Consider the following 14,046-nt stretch of genomic DNA (forward strand, 5'->3'; position numbering starts at 1 on the left):
CGTATCACCCACGAACCACAGCGGCGCGTTGCGGTCAGATGAGCGCAACCGCCCCTGACGACAGACAGACGACAGACAGACGAAACACTATGCAACAGCCAGATCCCGCTTCGGCCCAGACCGCCCGCGCCGCGCCGCAAGACTCGCGCATCGACGCCCGCACCCGTCGCGGCCGCATCCAGATGCTGCTGCTTCTGCTGGTGTGCGCTTCGCCTGTCATCGCTTCCTACCTGACGTACTACGTGTTCAAGCCGGCGGGCGGATCCACCAACTACGGCACGCTGATCGAGCCGCAGCGCCCGATGCCCGCGATACAGATCGGCAATGAGCGTGCCGAGTCCGTGCCGCTGGATAGTTTCAAGGGCAAGTGGCTGCTGGTGACGGCGGACGGCGCGGCGTGCGACGAAGCCTGCGCCAAGAAACTGTTCACCATCCGCCAGATCCGCGCGGGGCAAGGCCAGGACCGCGAGCGCATCGTGCCGGTGTGGCTGATCAGTGACGAAGGCCCGATCGATTCCCGCCTGTCTGCTGCCTACAACGAGCCCTATGCCGGCGTGCGCTTCCTGCGCGCCAACCGCGAGGCCATGCAGAAATGGCTGCCGGCGGAACCGGGTGCCCGGATCGAGGACAGCCTGTTCCTGATCGACCCGCTGGGTAACCTGATGATGCGCTTCCCCAAGGAGCCGGACCCCAAGAAGATGAGCTCCGACCTGAAGAAGCTGCTCAAGTACTCTCACATCGGGTGAGGCGCGCATGCTGCTCCAACTCGCCATCATCGGCGTCCTGATCGCGCTGTTCCCCTTGAGCTACGTGCTGGTCAAAGGGGACCGCAACAAGTATCGCAAGCTGGTCTGGATCACCGCCTTCCTGACGCTGGACCTGATCATGTTCGGCAGCTTCACGCGGCTGACGGACTCCGGCCTGGGCTGCCCTGACTGGCCGGGCTGCTATGGCCACTCCAACCCGCACGCGGCGCAGGAACCTATCCGCGCCGCCGAGACGGCCCTGCCCAGCGGGCCCGTGAGCATCACCAAGGCGTGGATCGAGATGATCCACCGCTACTTCGCCATGGCGGTCGGCGTGCTGATCATCACGCTGATGGTGCTGGCCTGGGTCAAGCGGCGCGAACTCAAGCAGTCGCCCTGGTTCGCCACCGGGGTGCTGCTGCTGGTGTGCGTGCAGGGCGCATTCGGGGCCTTTACGGTCACACTCAAGCTGCAGCCCATCATCGTGGTCACGCACCTGATGCTCGGCATGAGCCTGCTGGCAGCGTTGATCTGGCTGGGCTCGCGCAACGATCCACCCTTGCGGGTGGCGCCGCAGGCGGCCGGGCTGCGCTGGCCGGCGCGCATCGCGCTGGCCTTGCTGGTGCTGCAGATCTTCCTGGGCGGCTGGGTGAGCACTAACTATGCTGTGCTGGCGTGTACCGACTTTCCGCTGTGCAACGGCCAGCTCGTGCCGGACATGGACTTCCACCACGGCTTTACGCTGTGGCGCCAGCTCGGCATGACCGCCGACGGCGACTACATCCCGCACTCGGCCCTGGTGGCGATCCATTGGGTGCATCGCGGCTTCGCTTTCGTCGTGCTGGCTTTCCTGGCCTGGTTTGGGCTGCAGGCACGCCGCCATGGTGGCCTCACGCGCAGCGCGGGCTGGTTGCTGGGCTTTCTCGCGCTGCAACTGGCCACAGGTCTGTCGAACATCGTGTTCGACTGGCCGCTGGGCGCCGCGGTGGCGCATAACGGCGGCGCGGCGGTCTTGCTGCTGCTCCTGGTTCGCCTCAACTACAATATAGGGCTCGCGGCCCGGTCCGCTGACATTGCTACCGACGTGCCGGCCGCCGCGCGCGCCACATGAAAGACAAGAACTCTCCAGTGGTTACAGCTACCCACACACATCCCCTCGGGCGGGTTCGCCACCTGATCCGCCAGTACGCCGCCCTGACCAAGCCGCGGGTGACGCAGCTTGCCGTCTTCTGCGCCATCATCGGCATGTTCCTCGCCACGCCCGGCATGGTGCCGTGGCCGGTGCTGATCGGCGGTGCCGCCGGCATCTGGCTGTTGGCAGGTGCCGCTTTCGCCATCAACTGCCTGGTGGAGCAGAAGGTTGATGCGCTGATGCGCCGCACCGCGTGGCGCCCGTCGGCCACCGGCGAGATCACCACCATCCAGACGCTGGTGTTCTCCGCCGTGCTGGGTGGGGCAGGGATGTGGCTGCTGCACGTCTACACCAACGACCTGACCATGTGGCTGACCGTGGCCACCTTCGTGGGCTACGCCGTGGTGTACACCATCCTGCTCAAGCCGGCCACGCCGCAGAACATCGTCATCGGCGGCCTGTCCGGCGCCATGCCGCCGGCGCTTGGCTGGGCGGCGGTCGCGGGCGACCTGCCGGCGGAAGCCTGGTTCCTGGTGCTGATCATCTTCACGTGGACGCCGCCGCACTTCTGGGCCCTGGCCCTGTATCGCCGCGCCGACTACGCCAAGTCCGGCCTGCCGATGCTGCCGGTGACGCACGGCGAGCGCTTCACGCTGCTGCATATCCTGCTGTACACGCTGATCATGATCGCGGCCACGCTGCTGCCTTTTGTGTACGGCATGTGCGGCTATATCTACCTGGCGGCCGCGCTGATCCTGGGGGGCGGGTTCCTGGCCTACTCGTGGAAGATGTATCGCAACTACTCGGATGCGCTGGCGCAACGCACCTTCCGCTTCTCGATCCTGTATCTCTCGCTGCTGTTCGCCGCGCTGCTGGTCGATCACTACTTCAAATTCCTGCCGCAGGCCTGAGCGGGGCGCGCAGGCTTGCGGCATCTTGTCGCGGCCTGCGCGCGTGGCGGCCACGATCGGCGATACTGCGTGTCATCTGTTAATGTGACCTTGTCGCGCCTAGCCGCCTGCCGGGCGGCGCCGGCTCGCCAACACCACCCGAACTCGCATGCCAAACCATTTCCCTTCAGGCTTTCTCCCCACCTTCGCGGCCTTCCGCCGGTTTTGCCTGCTGGCCCTGTGCGCGCTGCTGCTGGCGGCATGCGGCCAGCAGAAGGCTTCCTTCAAGAACGTCGATATCACCGGCGGCAGCGAGTTCGGCAAGGACTTCGTCCTTACCGACCACAACGGCAAGGTGCGCTCCATTGGCGACTTCAAGGGCAAGGCGGTAGTGATGTTCTTCGGCTATACGCATTGCCCTGACGTGTGCCCGACCACCATGGCCGAGCTCAAGGCGGTGATGGAACAACTGGGACCGGACGCCGACAAGGTGCAGGTGTTGTTCGTTACGGTGGATCCGGAGCGTGATACGCAGGCGCTGCTGGCGCAGTATGTGCCGGCCTTCGATCCGCGCTTCCTGGGCATGCGCCCGGCCGACGATGCCGCGCTGCAGAAGGTTGCGAAGGACTTCAAGGTGTTCTACGCCAAGGTGCCGGGCACGTCCCCGAATAACTACACCATGGATCACTCGGCGGGCAGCTATGTGTTCGACCCGAGCGGCAAGCTGCGCCTGTTTATCCGCCACGGCCAGGGGCCGGAGCCGATCGTGCACGACCTCAAGCAACTGCTGTCCTGATGCTGTCATGAGGCGGGCCGCCGGCGCGAAGCCGGCAGGCAAAATAAAACAGGGCCGGTCGCGAGACCGGCCCTGTTCTACTTTTGGTGCGCTTAAGCCTTAGGCAAAGGCCTGCAGCGCACCCTTCATCTTCTTCATCGCCGCGGTTTCGATCTGGCGGATGCGTTCGGCGGAAACGCCGAATTCGTCAGCCAGTTCGTGCAGCGTGGAGCCGCCCGAGCCGTCGTCGTTGACCTGCAGCCAGCGCGCCTCGATGATGCGGCGGCTACGGTCGTCGAGCTTGGACAGCGCTTCTTCCAGGCCTTGCACCTGCAGGCGGTCGTGGCGCTGCGCCTCGATCACGCGGGTGGGCTCGTTGTGGTTGTCGGCCAGGTAGGCGATGGGCGCGAAATCCTCTTCGCCATCGTCGATCTGCCCTTCGAGCGCCAGGTCGCCGCCCGACAGGCGGGTTTCCATCTCCATCACTTCTTCCGGCTTGACGTTCAGCTCGCGCGCAACCGCGTCGATCTGTTCCGGCGTGAAGGTATGGGCACCTTGCTTGTGGCTGCGCAGGTTGAAGAACAGCTTGCGCTGAGCCTTGGTGGTAGCCACCTTGACCATGCGCCAGTTCTTCAGCACGTATTCGTGGATCTCGGCCTTGATCCAGTGCATCGCATAAGACACCAGCCGCACGCCCTGATCCGGGTCGAAGCGCTTCACGGCCTTCATCAGGCCGATATTGCCTTCCTGAATCAGGTCTGCATGGGGCAGGCCATAGCCGAGGTACTGGCGGGCGATGGACACCACCAGGCGCAGGTGCGACAGCACCATGCGGCGCGCCGCATCGACGGAGTCGTGCTCGCGCAACTCGCGCGCGAGCCGCTGCTCTTCCTCGGGGGTAAGCAGGGGAATACGGTGGACAGCCTGGATATAGCTGTCGATATTTCCCAGCGTTCCGGGAAAGGTCAGCGCAAACGTCCCGGCGCCTTGTGGCACCGCAGGCAGACGGTTGGTCATTTGGGTTTGGTCAGCAGATAGGACTGCGTTCACTCGATGGCTCCTTTCGCATCCGGCGGGTGGGTTGCCCGCGTGTGCGGCCCTTTTCGGGGTCTCGCACTGCATTGCAACACATATTAGCACTCAAGCCGGGGGACTGCTAAGTTGGAGTGCCAATAGGGTTGATAGTTCCTGATAATCGAATGGTTCTTCTACATAGTATTTTATTCCGACATCTTGCAGGATGTGACGAGGCCACTATCTCACGCGGGTACGCGAACGATCCGACAGTGGTTAGAGGGCTGATGCCCCTGCCGGTTCTGTCGCCAGTTGAGATGCTGTGTTTCGCTAGCAGCTACACTCTTTTCATTTGTCTCAGTGGCGCTGAGCGTCAGCATCGACCAAATCGGGGAATATCATGTCTGCTATCGAGCACTTGCTAAAGCCGCACACCCGTGACCTCGGCGACTTTGCCGTGAGCCGTCTGCTGCCCGCCGCGGCAACCCAGACTGTCGGCCCATTCATCTTCTTCGACCACATGGGCCCGGTGGCCATGCCGCCAGGGGAAGGCGCCGATGTGCGCCCGCATCCCCACATCGGCCTGGCCACGGTCACCTACCTGTTCGAGGGCGAGATCCTGCACCACGACAGCCTCGGCAGCAAACAGGTCATCAGGCCGGGCGACGTGAACTGGATGACGGCTGGCAGCGGCATTGCGCACTCGGAGCGCTCGCCCCAGTCCGCCCGCGATGCCGGGCCGCGCCTGCACGGCATCCAGACCTGGGTGGCGCTGCCCAAGGAGCACGAGAACGTCGAGCCGTCCTTTCATCACCATCCGGCCGCGACGCTGCCCAAGCTGGAGCGCCCTGGCGTACGCATGACGGTGATTGCGGGCGATGCATTCGGCGCCGAGGCGCCGGTGAAGGTGTTTAGCCGCACGCTCTATGTGGCCATTGAGCTCGAGGCGGGCGCCAGCCTGGAGATTCCGGCGGAGCACGCCGAGCGCGGCATCTACCCGGTGGACGGCACCATCGCCCTGGACGGCGAAGTGTTGCCCGAGCGGCACCTGGCGGTGCTGGTGCCGGGCCAGCCGGTGACGTTGACGGCGCAGGTGGCGTCGCGCGTGATGCTGCTCGGCGGCGACCCGACCGATGGCCATCGCTTTATTTTCTGGAATTTCGTTGCCAGCACCAAGGAAGCGATCGAAGCAGCCTCCCAGCGCTGGGAAGATGACCAGTTCCCGCGCGTGCCGGGCGAGAACGATCGCATTCCGCTGCCACAGCGCAAGCGCTAAAGGCGCCTGCCTGGCGGGCGACGCTCAGACCGGGCTGGCCCAGGCCACGCGCGTGCCTTGCTGCAGGCAGTCGCGGATGGCGTCGATCTGCGTGGCGATCGGGGCAGGCACAGGCGCCTCGCCGTCCAGCACGAGGCGGATCCAGGCCGCGGTCTGGTCCACGTCACTGCCGGGCGGCAATTCCGGTACTTCAACGATAGAGCCCGACGTCGGGTCGACCAAGGTGCGTTGATGCCCGTCGTGCAGCCAGTCGATGCGGCTGTTGCGCCGGGCGTCCGCCACCACCTCGCCCTCTGTGCCTCGCGCCAGCAGCACATTGGCGGGCTCGCGCGAGAAATAATCGGTCAGGGTTTCGCGGTACTCGGGGTGGGTGTAGCTATACAGCCGCAGCGCCTCGGCCGGGCCGTGCGCGCCCACAGGCTGCAACATCTTGACCACCGTATGCGCAGAGTTGCGCAAGCCGATCTGCATGCGCTTGTCCAGCATCCGGGCCAGCGCCGGCGACAGCACGTCGATCGGCAGCACTGCCAGCGGGCCGGGCTGGGCATCCCTGCCGCGCAACTGGGATTCAGCCTGCGCCACGGAGCTGCAAGGCACGATGCCCAGCGCCTCGAACAGCGAGATGCTGGTGACGCGCCCGTTGAACTGGCGGGAGCCGTGCACCAGTACCGGAATGCCCTCGCGCGCCAGCAGCAACGCCAGCAGTGGCACCAGGTTAGGCTGTTTGCGCGCGCCGTTATAGCTGGGGATTGACACCACGACGCGGTCCGCCGGGCCGGCCAGCGGCAGGCAATGCGCGTGCGCGGCATCGAGCATCCCGGCCAGCTCGTGCGGGGCCTCGCCCTTGATGCGATAGGCCATCAGCACCGCGCCCAGCTCGATATCGGCCACGCGGCCTGCCAGCATGGCATCGAACAGCGCCTGGGCATCTTCGCGCGGCAGCGCGCGCGCGCCGTTGACGCCCCGGCCGATTTCCTTGATGTACTTCGCGGCAGCGAAAGCAGGGGCGGCGGGGGCCGCGGGGGAGGTAGGCGTGGTGGTCATGGCGGGTTGGGACTATGTGGTTTGAAGTCCATGATAGCGGAGCGGGCCGGCCGTGCCCATGACAGCCGCAATGCCGGCTCGGCTTCGCCCCTGGCGCGGCAGTGGCAGGCCCGTCATCGCCCCCGCTCAGGCGGCTTCCTTCAGGGCGGGATTGCGCTGCTTGCGGTACAGGAAGTCCAGCACTGCCGTGCGGCATGCGTGGTAATCCTTGTCCTCGGCCAACGCCATGCGCTCGCGTGGCCGCGGCAGGTCCACCTTCAGCACTTCGCCGATGGTGGCCGCGGGGCCGTTGGTCATCATGACGATGCGGTCGGCCAGCAGCACCGCTTCATCCACGTCGTGGGTCACCATCACCACCGTGCTGCGCGTCTTCGCCACGATCTTGATCAGTTCGTCCTGCAGGTGTGCGCGGGTGAGCGCGTCCAGCGCGCCGAAGGGCTCGTCCATCAGCAGCACCTTGGGCTCCATCGCCAGCGCCCGGGCGATGCCCACGCGCTGCTTCATGCCGCCCGAGATCTCCTGCGGATACTTGGCTTCGGCATGCGTCAGGCCAACCAAGGCCAGCGTGTCGTGCGTGCGGGCCTTCAGTTGCGCCTTGCTCTCGCTGGCGCCGAACACGCGCTCCACGCCAAGATAGACATTGTCGAAACAGGTCAGCCAGGGTAGCAGCGAATGGTTCTGGAACACCACCGCCCGATCCGGGCCGGGGCCGGCGATCTCGCGCTCGGCGCAGATCAGCGCGCCGGCGCTGGGCCGGTCCAGCCCGGCCAGCAGGTTAAGCAAGGTGGACTTGCCGCAGCCCGAATGGCCGATCAGCGTAATGAACTCGCCGCTGGCGATAGTCAGGTTGACATCGCGCAGGGCGACGAACGGCCCCTTCCTGGTCTTGAAGGTCTGCCCGACATTCTCGATACGGACGAACTTTTCCATGAGCTTCTCCTTGGGCGCCAGGGCGCGGGTAGCGACTTGGCGTCTTTGCGACTTAGCGTCTTAGTTGCCGTAGCTGAAGCGCTTGGCCAGGCTGAGCAGCGCATATTCGAGCAGCAGCCCGACCACACCGATGATGAAGATCGCGATAACGATGTGTTCCACCTTCAGGTTGTTCCACTCGTCCCACAGCCAGAAGCCGATGCCGGTGCCGCCAGTGAGCATTTCCGCGGCCACGATCACCAGCCAGGCGGTACCGATGGACAGCCGCACGCCGGTGAGCATGTACGGCAGCACGGCGGGCAGCAGCACGCGGGTGAACACCTTCCATTCGGAAAGGTCGAGCACGCGCGCCACATTCAGGTAGTCCTGCGGCACGCGGGTCACGCCCACCGCGGTATTGATCACCATCGGCCAGATCGAGCAGATGAAGATGGCCCAGATCGCCGCCGGGTTTGCCGACTTGAACAGCAGCAGGCCAATGGGCAGCCAAGCCAGCGGCGAGACCGGGCGCAGCAGGCTGATGATGGGCGCCATCATCGCGTTGAGAAAGGCGAAGCGGCCCAGCGCGAAGCCGGCCGGGATGCCGATCAATGCGGCCAGCCCGAAGCCCGCCGCCACGCGCGCCAGCGACGCCAGCACGTTCCAGCCGATGCCCTGGTCATTGGGGCCGTTGCGGTAGAACGGGTCGGCGAACAGCGGCACGGCGGCATGCCAGGTGGCGGCCGGCGTAGGGATGGCGGGGATCATGGTGGCGATGCCGTGCCACATCAGCAGGAACAGCGCAAAGCCCGCGACGGGCGGCATCACCTTGAGCACCACGGCGGTGATGGCGTCGCGCCGCGCCGCGCGGCGGGCCTCGGCTTGCGCGGCGAGCGCGCGGAGCTGGGCGCGTTCATGGGCTTGCGTGTCGCCAACCACGGCTAGCTCGGCGGTGATGCCGGCATCGGCGGGGGCGGCTTGGTTGGCGGCATGCGGGGCCGGCTGGGCTAGTGCATTCACGTCAGGCTCCTTCGGTAGCCGGCGTGTCGCCACGCCGGCGTTCAAGCGGCAATCAAAATCGGAATCACGCCGGGGCGCGTGCGCTTCAGGCCTTGATCTTGAAACCGTCGGCGTAGGCCTTGGGGTCCTTGCTAGCGTCCCACACCACGCCGTCGATCAGCTTCGCGGTACGGAAATCGCTCTTGGGCAGTGGCACCTGCGCGGCCGCAGCGGCCTGTTTGTAGATGTCGATGCGGTTGACCTTCTTCGCCACCTCCAGGTAGTCAGGGTGATCCTTGAGCAAGCCCCAGCGCTTTTGCTGCGTGAGGAACCACATGCCGTCGGAGAGGAAGGGATAGTTGGCGGCGCCGTCCTGGTAGAACTTCATCGAGTCCGGGTCGTCCCAGGTTTTGCCCAGGCCGTTGTCATAGCGGCCCAGCATGCGGTCCAGGATGATGTCCATGTCGGTGTTGACGTAGGACTTGGCGGCGATGGTCTCGGCGGTCTTGCGGCGGTTGGAGGCCGATGCGTCGATATACTTCGAGGCGTCGAGCACGGCGGCCACCATCGCGCGTGCCGTGTTGGGATACTTCTGCACGAACTCTGCCGTGGTGCCCAGGGTCTTTTCCGGGTGATCCTTCCAGATCGCCTGCGTGGTCTCCGCGGTAAAGCCGATCTTGTCGGCGATGGCGCGCGCCCCCCACGGCTCGCCCACACAGAAGCCGTCCATATTGCCCACGCGCATGTTGGCCACCATCTGCGGCGGCGGCACGGTGATGGCCTTGGCGTCCTGCATCGGGTTGATGCCGTTGGCGGCTAGCCAGTAGTACAGCCACATGGCATGGGTGCCGGTGGGGAAGGTCTGGGCGAAGGTGTACTCGCGCTTTTCCTTCATCATCAGCGCCTTCAGGCTGGCGCCGTCCTTGACGCCTTTCTCCGCCAGCTTGGATGACAGCGTGATGGCCTGGCCGTTGTGGTTCAGGTTCATCAGCACCGCCATGTCTTTCTTGGGGCCGCCAATGCCAAGCTGCACGCCATAGATCAGCCCGTACAGCACATGCGCTGCATCGAGTTCGCCGTTGACCAGCTTGTCGCGCACGCCGGCCCAGGAGGCTTCCTTGGTGGGCGTGATCTTGATGCCGTACTTCTTGTCGAAGCCGAGTGTGCCGGCCATGACGACCGAGGCGCAGTCCGTCAGCGGGATGAAGCCGATCCGCACCTCCGGTTTTTCCGGCGCGTCGGAGCCTGCCGCCCATGCGCCAGCGCGTACCAGGGGATCGACCAGGGTGATCACGCTGGCGCCAGCGATGGTGGCCAGGGCGCGGCGCCGTCCGTTGCTGGCGGGCACCGCATCGGCTCCCGTGGTGCTGGCGTCGGTGGCAACTGCTGCATGCAGCGACTTGGCAATCTTCAGGCGAGAGGGCATTGACACGGCTCCAAATAAAAAGCGTCCTGAACTGCTCCGCTTTCGCCAGAAATGCGGGGGGCAGGTCAGGACGCCGTTGTCCCGTGATGCGGCGCGGCCGTCGTTGGCGGCGCACATCGGTATGTGATCGGCCGTCGTTGGCCGATGCTTCGATTATGCAAGCCGCGTGCCAAGGGTTGGGAGGGCTGTTGTCGGGGTCTGACTGCCAGCGAGGGTGGACAAGGAGCCAGAAGCGGGCGCGCCAAAGCGGCGTCCGTGCGCTGCCGGTGCGTGAAAGGTGATGCGGTCGCGCCATCCTTGTGCATTGCACCAAGCGCGTGCGGGGCGCATTGAGGCGCCCGATCATGGTTTGTTCCGGGCTTAGCTCATCACATCGATGACCCGCCGCGCCGCCTCGACGAGCTTGATGCCGCGCTCCATCGCCATGCTGCGCAGCCGCTTGTAAGCCTCGTCCTCGGTCATGCCGCGCTCCTTCATCAGCAGGCCCTTGGCACGCTCCACTTCCTTGCGCTCGGCTAGCTGCAGCCGCGTGGCATCCAGCTCCGCGCGCAGTTCCTGGTCCAGTTCGAAGCGCGCATAGGCCACATCCAGCACGGTCTTGACGCGATCGGCGCGCAGGCCGTCGACGATGTAGGCGGTGATCCCTGCGCTCAGCGCGGCCTTGATGCGCTGGGCGTCGTCGTTGTCCGTGAAGAGCACGATGGGGCGCGGCGCGTGCTGGGTCGACACGCACACATGCTCGACTGTATCGCGCGCAGCGGACTCCGAGGCGATGATGATCAGGTCCGGCTGCCGCGCGACGATTGCGTCGGGCAGCCGCAGGTCGGCATCCACCGTTTCGATGTCTGTGAAGCCCGCAGAGACAAGCCCGGCGCGGATCGTCTCGATATTGAGCGGATCCTCATCATGCGGATCGCGCACCAGCAAAATGCGCAGCGCGCGTGAACCCGACGCGGCGGGCGCGGGGCTGGCAGGACTCGTCGGGGTGGAGGGGGCAGGGGGGCGTCTGTTCATGGCGTCACTTGGAATGCCTCTTGCCATGCAAGATTCGCGCCGAGATGCCTTTCATTGTATTGCGGGGTTTCCCGGATTCAATGGTTGCCGGCGCACGCGGCCAGAACCGCCGGTGTATGCTATTGCCCTGCTGCGCGGCAGGGCGTCTACTGGCGATGCCAGCATGCTGGCGCGTAGTCTAAAACACAGAATATGCTTGGAGAGATGGATGACCGAATTCGTATTTGCCCCGCCGGCGCCCAATGGCGTGCCCGTGCGCGGCAGCAGCACTCAGTTCCCGGTGCGCCGGGTCTACTGCGTGGGCCGCAACTATGCCGCCCATGCCCGTGAAATGGGTTCGGATCCCGACCGCGAGCCGCCGTTCTTCTTCTGCAAGCCTGCCGACGCCGTGAGCTATGTGGCTGACGGTACCGAAGGCGCCTTCCCCTATCCGCAGGGCACCAGCAATTGCCACTATGAAGTGGAGCTGGTCGTTGCCATCGGCAAGGGCGGCAAGGACATCGCCGAGGCGGATGCCGCGAGCCACGTGTTTGGCTACGCGCTCGGCCTCGATATGACGCGCCGCGACCTGCAGAACGAATCGAAGAAGACCGGTCGCCCCTGGGAAACCGGCAAGGCCTTCGACAAGTCCGCCCCGATCGGCCCGATCGTGCCGGTGTCCGCCATCGGCCATCCGGAGAAGGGCGCGGTCACGCTGTCCGTCAACGGTGTGGAGAAGCAGCGCGGCGACCTGTCGGACCTGATCTGGTCGGTGCCCGAGATGGTGTCGTATCTCTCCAAGCTGTTCGAGCTGCAACCCGGCGACCTGATCTACAGCGGCACGCCCGAAGGCGTGGGCCCGGTGGTCAAGGGCGATGTCATGCTGTGCAAGATCGAAGGCGTGGGCGAGCTCAGCGTCAAGGTAGTCTGAGTCCATGCTCAAGCTTTACAGCTACTTTCGCAGCTCCGCCTCGTACCGGGTGCGCATTGCCCTGCAGTTGAAGGGCCTGCCTTACGAGTACATGCCGGTGCATCTGTTGCGCGACGGCGGCCAGCAACTGCTGCCGGCCTACCGGGCGCTGAACCCCGATGCGCTGGTGCCGACCCTGCTGGACGATGATCACGTATTGATCCAATCCGTGGCGATGGTCGAGTACCTCGACGAGACGCATCCCGAGCCGCCTCTGCTGCCGGGCAGCGCGCTCGACCGCGCCTACATCCGCGCGCTGGCGCTGGAGGTCGCGTGCGAGATCCATCCGCTGAACAACCTGCGCGTGCTGAAGTACCTCAAGCACACGCTGGGCGTGGCGGAGGAGGCCAAGGACGCGTGGTATCGCCACTGGGTCGAGCTGGGTTTCGAGTCGGTCAATACCAACCTCGTGCGCTCGGGCAAGGCAGGGCGTTTCTGCTTTGGCGATACGCCGACGCTGGCGGACATCTGCCTGGTGCCGCAGGTGTTCAACGCGCAGCGCTTCAATATCGACGTGGCCCGCTACCCGGCCATTGCCAAGGTGTTCGACTCCTGCATGGCGCTGCCTGCGTTCCAGCAGGCCGAGCCCAAGGCGCAGCCGGACGCCGAATAAGCTGCCACGCCAGGTTCGGCAGGCCGCAAAAAGCAAGAAGCCCCGCAAGCGATTGCGGGGCTTTTTTACTGGCGAGCCGGGTGGGCTGCTCAGCCGAGCAGTGCGTCGGCGAATTCCTCGGCCTTGAAGGGCTGCAAGTCTTCGACCTTCTCGCCCACGCCGATGAAGTAGACCGGCACCGGGCGCTGGCGCGCGATCGCGGCCAGGATGCCGCCCTTGGCGGTGCCGTCGAGCTTGGTCACGATCAGCCCGGTCAGGCCCAGCGCATCGTCGAACGCCTTGACCTGGGACAGCGCGTTCTGGCCGGTGTTGGCGTCGATCACCAGCAGCGATTCGTGTGGCGCGTTCGGCATCGCCTTGGCGATGACACGCTTGACCTTTTTCAGCTCTTCCATCAGGTGCAACTGCGTGGGCAGGCGGCCCGCGGTATCGGCCATCACGATATCGATGCCACGTGCGCGTGCCGCGTTGACCGCGTCGAAGATCACCGCGGCCGGGTCGCCGCTCTCCTGCGATACCACGGTGACGTTGTTGCGCTCGCCCCAGATGGTCAGCTGCTCGCGCGCGGCGGCGCGGAAGGTGTCGCCCGCGGCCAGCAGCACGGACTGGTCATAGCTCTGGAAGTGCTTGCACAGCTTGCCGATGCTGGTGGTCTTGCCGGCGCCATTGACGCCCGAGATCATCATCACCAGCGGCTGCTCGCGCCCCAGCGACATGGTCTTCTCGAGCGGGCGCAGCAGGTCGGTCAGCAGTTCGCGCAGCGCGGCCTTGACGCCTTCGGAGGTATCGATGCGCTCGTTCTTGACCCGGCGGCGCAGCGCGCTCAGCAGGTGCTCGGTAGCCTCGACGCCGGCGTCGGCCATGATCAGGGCAGTTTCCAGGTCCTCGAACAGGTCTTCGTCGACCTTGACGCCAACAAACAGCGTGCCCAGATTGCGGCTGGTCTTGGATAGCCCGGTGCGCAAGCGCTGCATCCAGCCGCGCTTGGCTTCGGCGGAGGCGGCCGGCGGCGGGGTCAGGACCAGTTCCTCGGCAGCGGCCGGAGTCATGCTCTGGACTGGCTGGATGGCGGTTGGCCGGACGGGAACGACGGCGGCCGGGGCAGGCCCGGCCGCGGGAATGGGGCTTGGTGCGCTGGCGGGCGCCGCGGTCGGTGTGGCGGCGGGCGCCGGGCTTTGCACCTCGGGCGGCGCACCGGCCGGTTCGGCCTTGCGCTTCTTCCAGAAACTAAACATTGGGAAAGGGGTCAATACCCCGGT

General features: G+C 65.6%; 14 protein-coding genes. 7 read left to right on the forward strand and 7 right to left on the reverse strand.

The features are described from left to right. Positions 1-89 precede the first annotated feature (89 nt). The 4 genes from AC1RQC_RS23740 to AC1RQC_RS23755 all read left to right on the forward strand — a co-directional run bounded on the left by AC1RQC_RS23740 (position 90) and on the right by AC1RQC_RS23755 (position 3,564). Positions 90-746 carry an SCO family protein gene (locus AC1RQC_RS23740; protein ID WP_492374360.1) on the forward strand — a complete coding sequence of 219 codons (657 nt, stop codon included), beginning with the start codon at positions 90-92 and terminating at the stop codon, positions 744-746. 7 nt (positions 747-753) lie between these two features. Next, positions 754-1,857 (forward strand): COX15/CtaA family protein, encoded by a 1,104-nt coding sequence (locus AC1RQC_RS23745; RefSeq protein WP_492374359.1) that lies wholly within the window; start codon positions 754-756, stop codon positions 1,855-1,857. After that, positions 1,854-2,789, forward strand: a complete 936-nt coding sequence (locus AC1RQC_RS23750; protein ID WP_492374358.1) for a heme o synthase — start codon at positions 1,854-1,856, stop codon at positions 2,787-2,789. The genes AC1RQC_RS23745 and AC1RQC_RS23750 overlap by 4 nt, the downstream gene beginning before the upstream one ends. A 148-nt stretch (positions 2,790-2,937) precedes the next feature. After that, positions 2,938-3,564 (forward strand): SCO family protein, encoded by a 627-nt coding sequence (locus AC1RQC_RS23755; RefSeq protein ID WP_492374357.1) that lies wholly within the window; start codon positions 2,938-2,940, stop codon positions 3,562-3,564. Between the two features lie 99 nt (positions 3,565-3,663). On the opposite strand, the gene rpoH is transcribed toward AC1RQC_RS23755, so the two are convergent. Continuing rightward, positions 3,664-4,560 (reverse strand): RNA polymerase sigma factor RpoH, encoded by an 897-nt coding sequence (gene rpoH / locus AC1RQC_RS23760; protein ID WP_220810654.1) that lies wholly within the window; start codon positions 4,558-4,560, stop codon positions 3,664-3,666. A gap of 397 nt (positions 4,561-4,957) precedes the next feature. Between rpoH and AC1RQC_RS23765 the strand changes: the two genes are divergently transcribed. Further along, positions 4,958-5,833, forward strand: a complete 876-nt coding sequence (locus AC1RQC_RS23765) for a pirin family protein (protein WP_492374356.1) — start codon at positions 4,958-4,960, stop codon at positions 5,831-5,833. Between the two features lie 24 nt (positions 5,834-5,857). On the opposite strand, the gene ybiB is transcribed toward AC1RQC_RS23765, so the two are convergent. From ybiB to AC1RQC_RS23790, 5 genes are all read right to left on the reverse strand, one after another. Beyond that, entirely contained in the window at positions 5,858-6,877 is a 1,020-nt protein-coding gene (gene ybiB / locus AC1RQC_RS23770; protein ID WP_492374355.1) for a DNA-binding protein YbiB, read from the reverse strand. 126 nt (positions 6,878-7,003) lie between these two features. Beyond that, positions 7,004-7,807, reverse strand: a complete 804-nt coding sequence (locus AC1RQC_RS23775) for an ABC transporter ATP-binding protein (RefSeq protein ID WP_492884802.1) — start codon at positions 7,805-7,807, stop codon at positions 7,004-7,006. 60 nt (positions 7,808-7,867) lie between these two features. Continuing rightward, positions 7,868-8,806, reverse strand: coding sequence for a nitrate ABC transporter permease (ntrB, locus tag AC1RQC_RS23780; protein WP_492374354.1), 939 nt, complete (start codon positions 8,804-8,806; stop codon positions 7,868-7,870). Positions 8,807-8,891: 85 nt separating this feature from the next. Next, entirely contained in the window at positions 8,892-10,211 is a 1,320-nt protein-coding gene (locus tag AC1RQC_RS23785) for a CmpA/NrtA family ABC transporter substrate-binding protein (RefSeq protein ID WP_492374353.1), read from the reverse strand. Between the two features lie 360 nt (positions 10,212-10,571). Then, complete coding sequence (locus AC1RQC_RS23790; RefSeq protein ID WP_492810476.1) at positions 10,572-11,225, reverse strand: ANTAR domain-containing response regulator; 654 nt, start codon at positions 11,223-11,225, stop codon at positions 10,572-10,574. Between the two features lie 208 nt (positions 11,226-11,433). On the opposite strand from AC1RQC_RS23790, the gene AC1RQC_RS23795 reads away from it, so the two are divergent. Both AC1RQC_RS23795 and maiA read left to right on the forward strand, forming a co-directional pair. Further along, entirely contained in the window at positions 11,434-12,135 is a 702-nt protein-coding gene (locus AC1RQC_RS23795) for a fumarylacetoacetate hydrolase family protein (RefSeq protein ID WP_492884804.1), read from the forward strand. Positions 12,136-12,139: 4 nt separating this feature from the next. Continuing rightward, entirely contained in the window at positions 12,140-12,787 is a 648-nt protein-coding gene (gene maiA / locus AC1RQC_RS23800; protein ID WP_441632303.1) for a maleylacetoacetate isomerase, read from the forward strand. Between the two features lie 89 nt (positions 12,788-12,876). Here the strand turns inward: maiA and ftsY are convergent, their stop codons facing one another. After that, entirely contained in the window at positions 12,877-14,022 is a 1,146-nt protein-coding gene (gene ftsY / locus AC1RQC_RS23805; protein ID WP_492884806.1) for a signal recognition particle-docking protein FtsY, read from the reverse strand. Between the last annotated feature and the right edge of the window lie 24 nt (positions 14,023-14,046).

It is taken from the genome of Cupriavidus sp. GW822-FHT03E04, assembly GCF_058801495.1.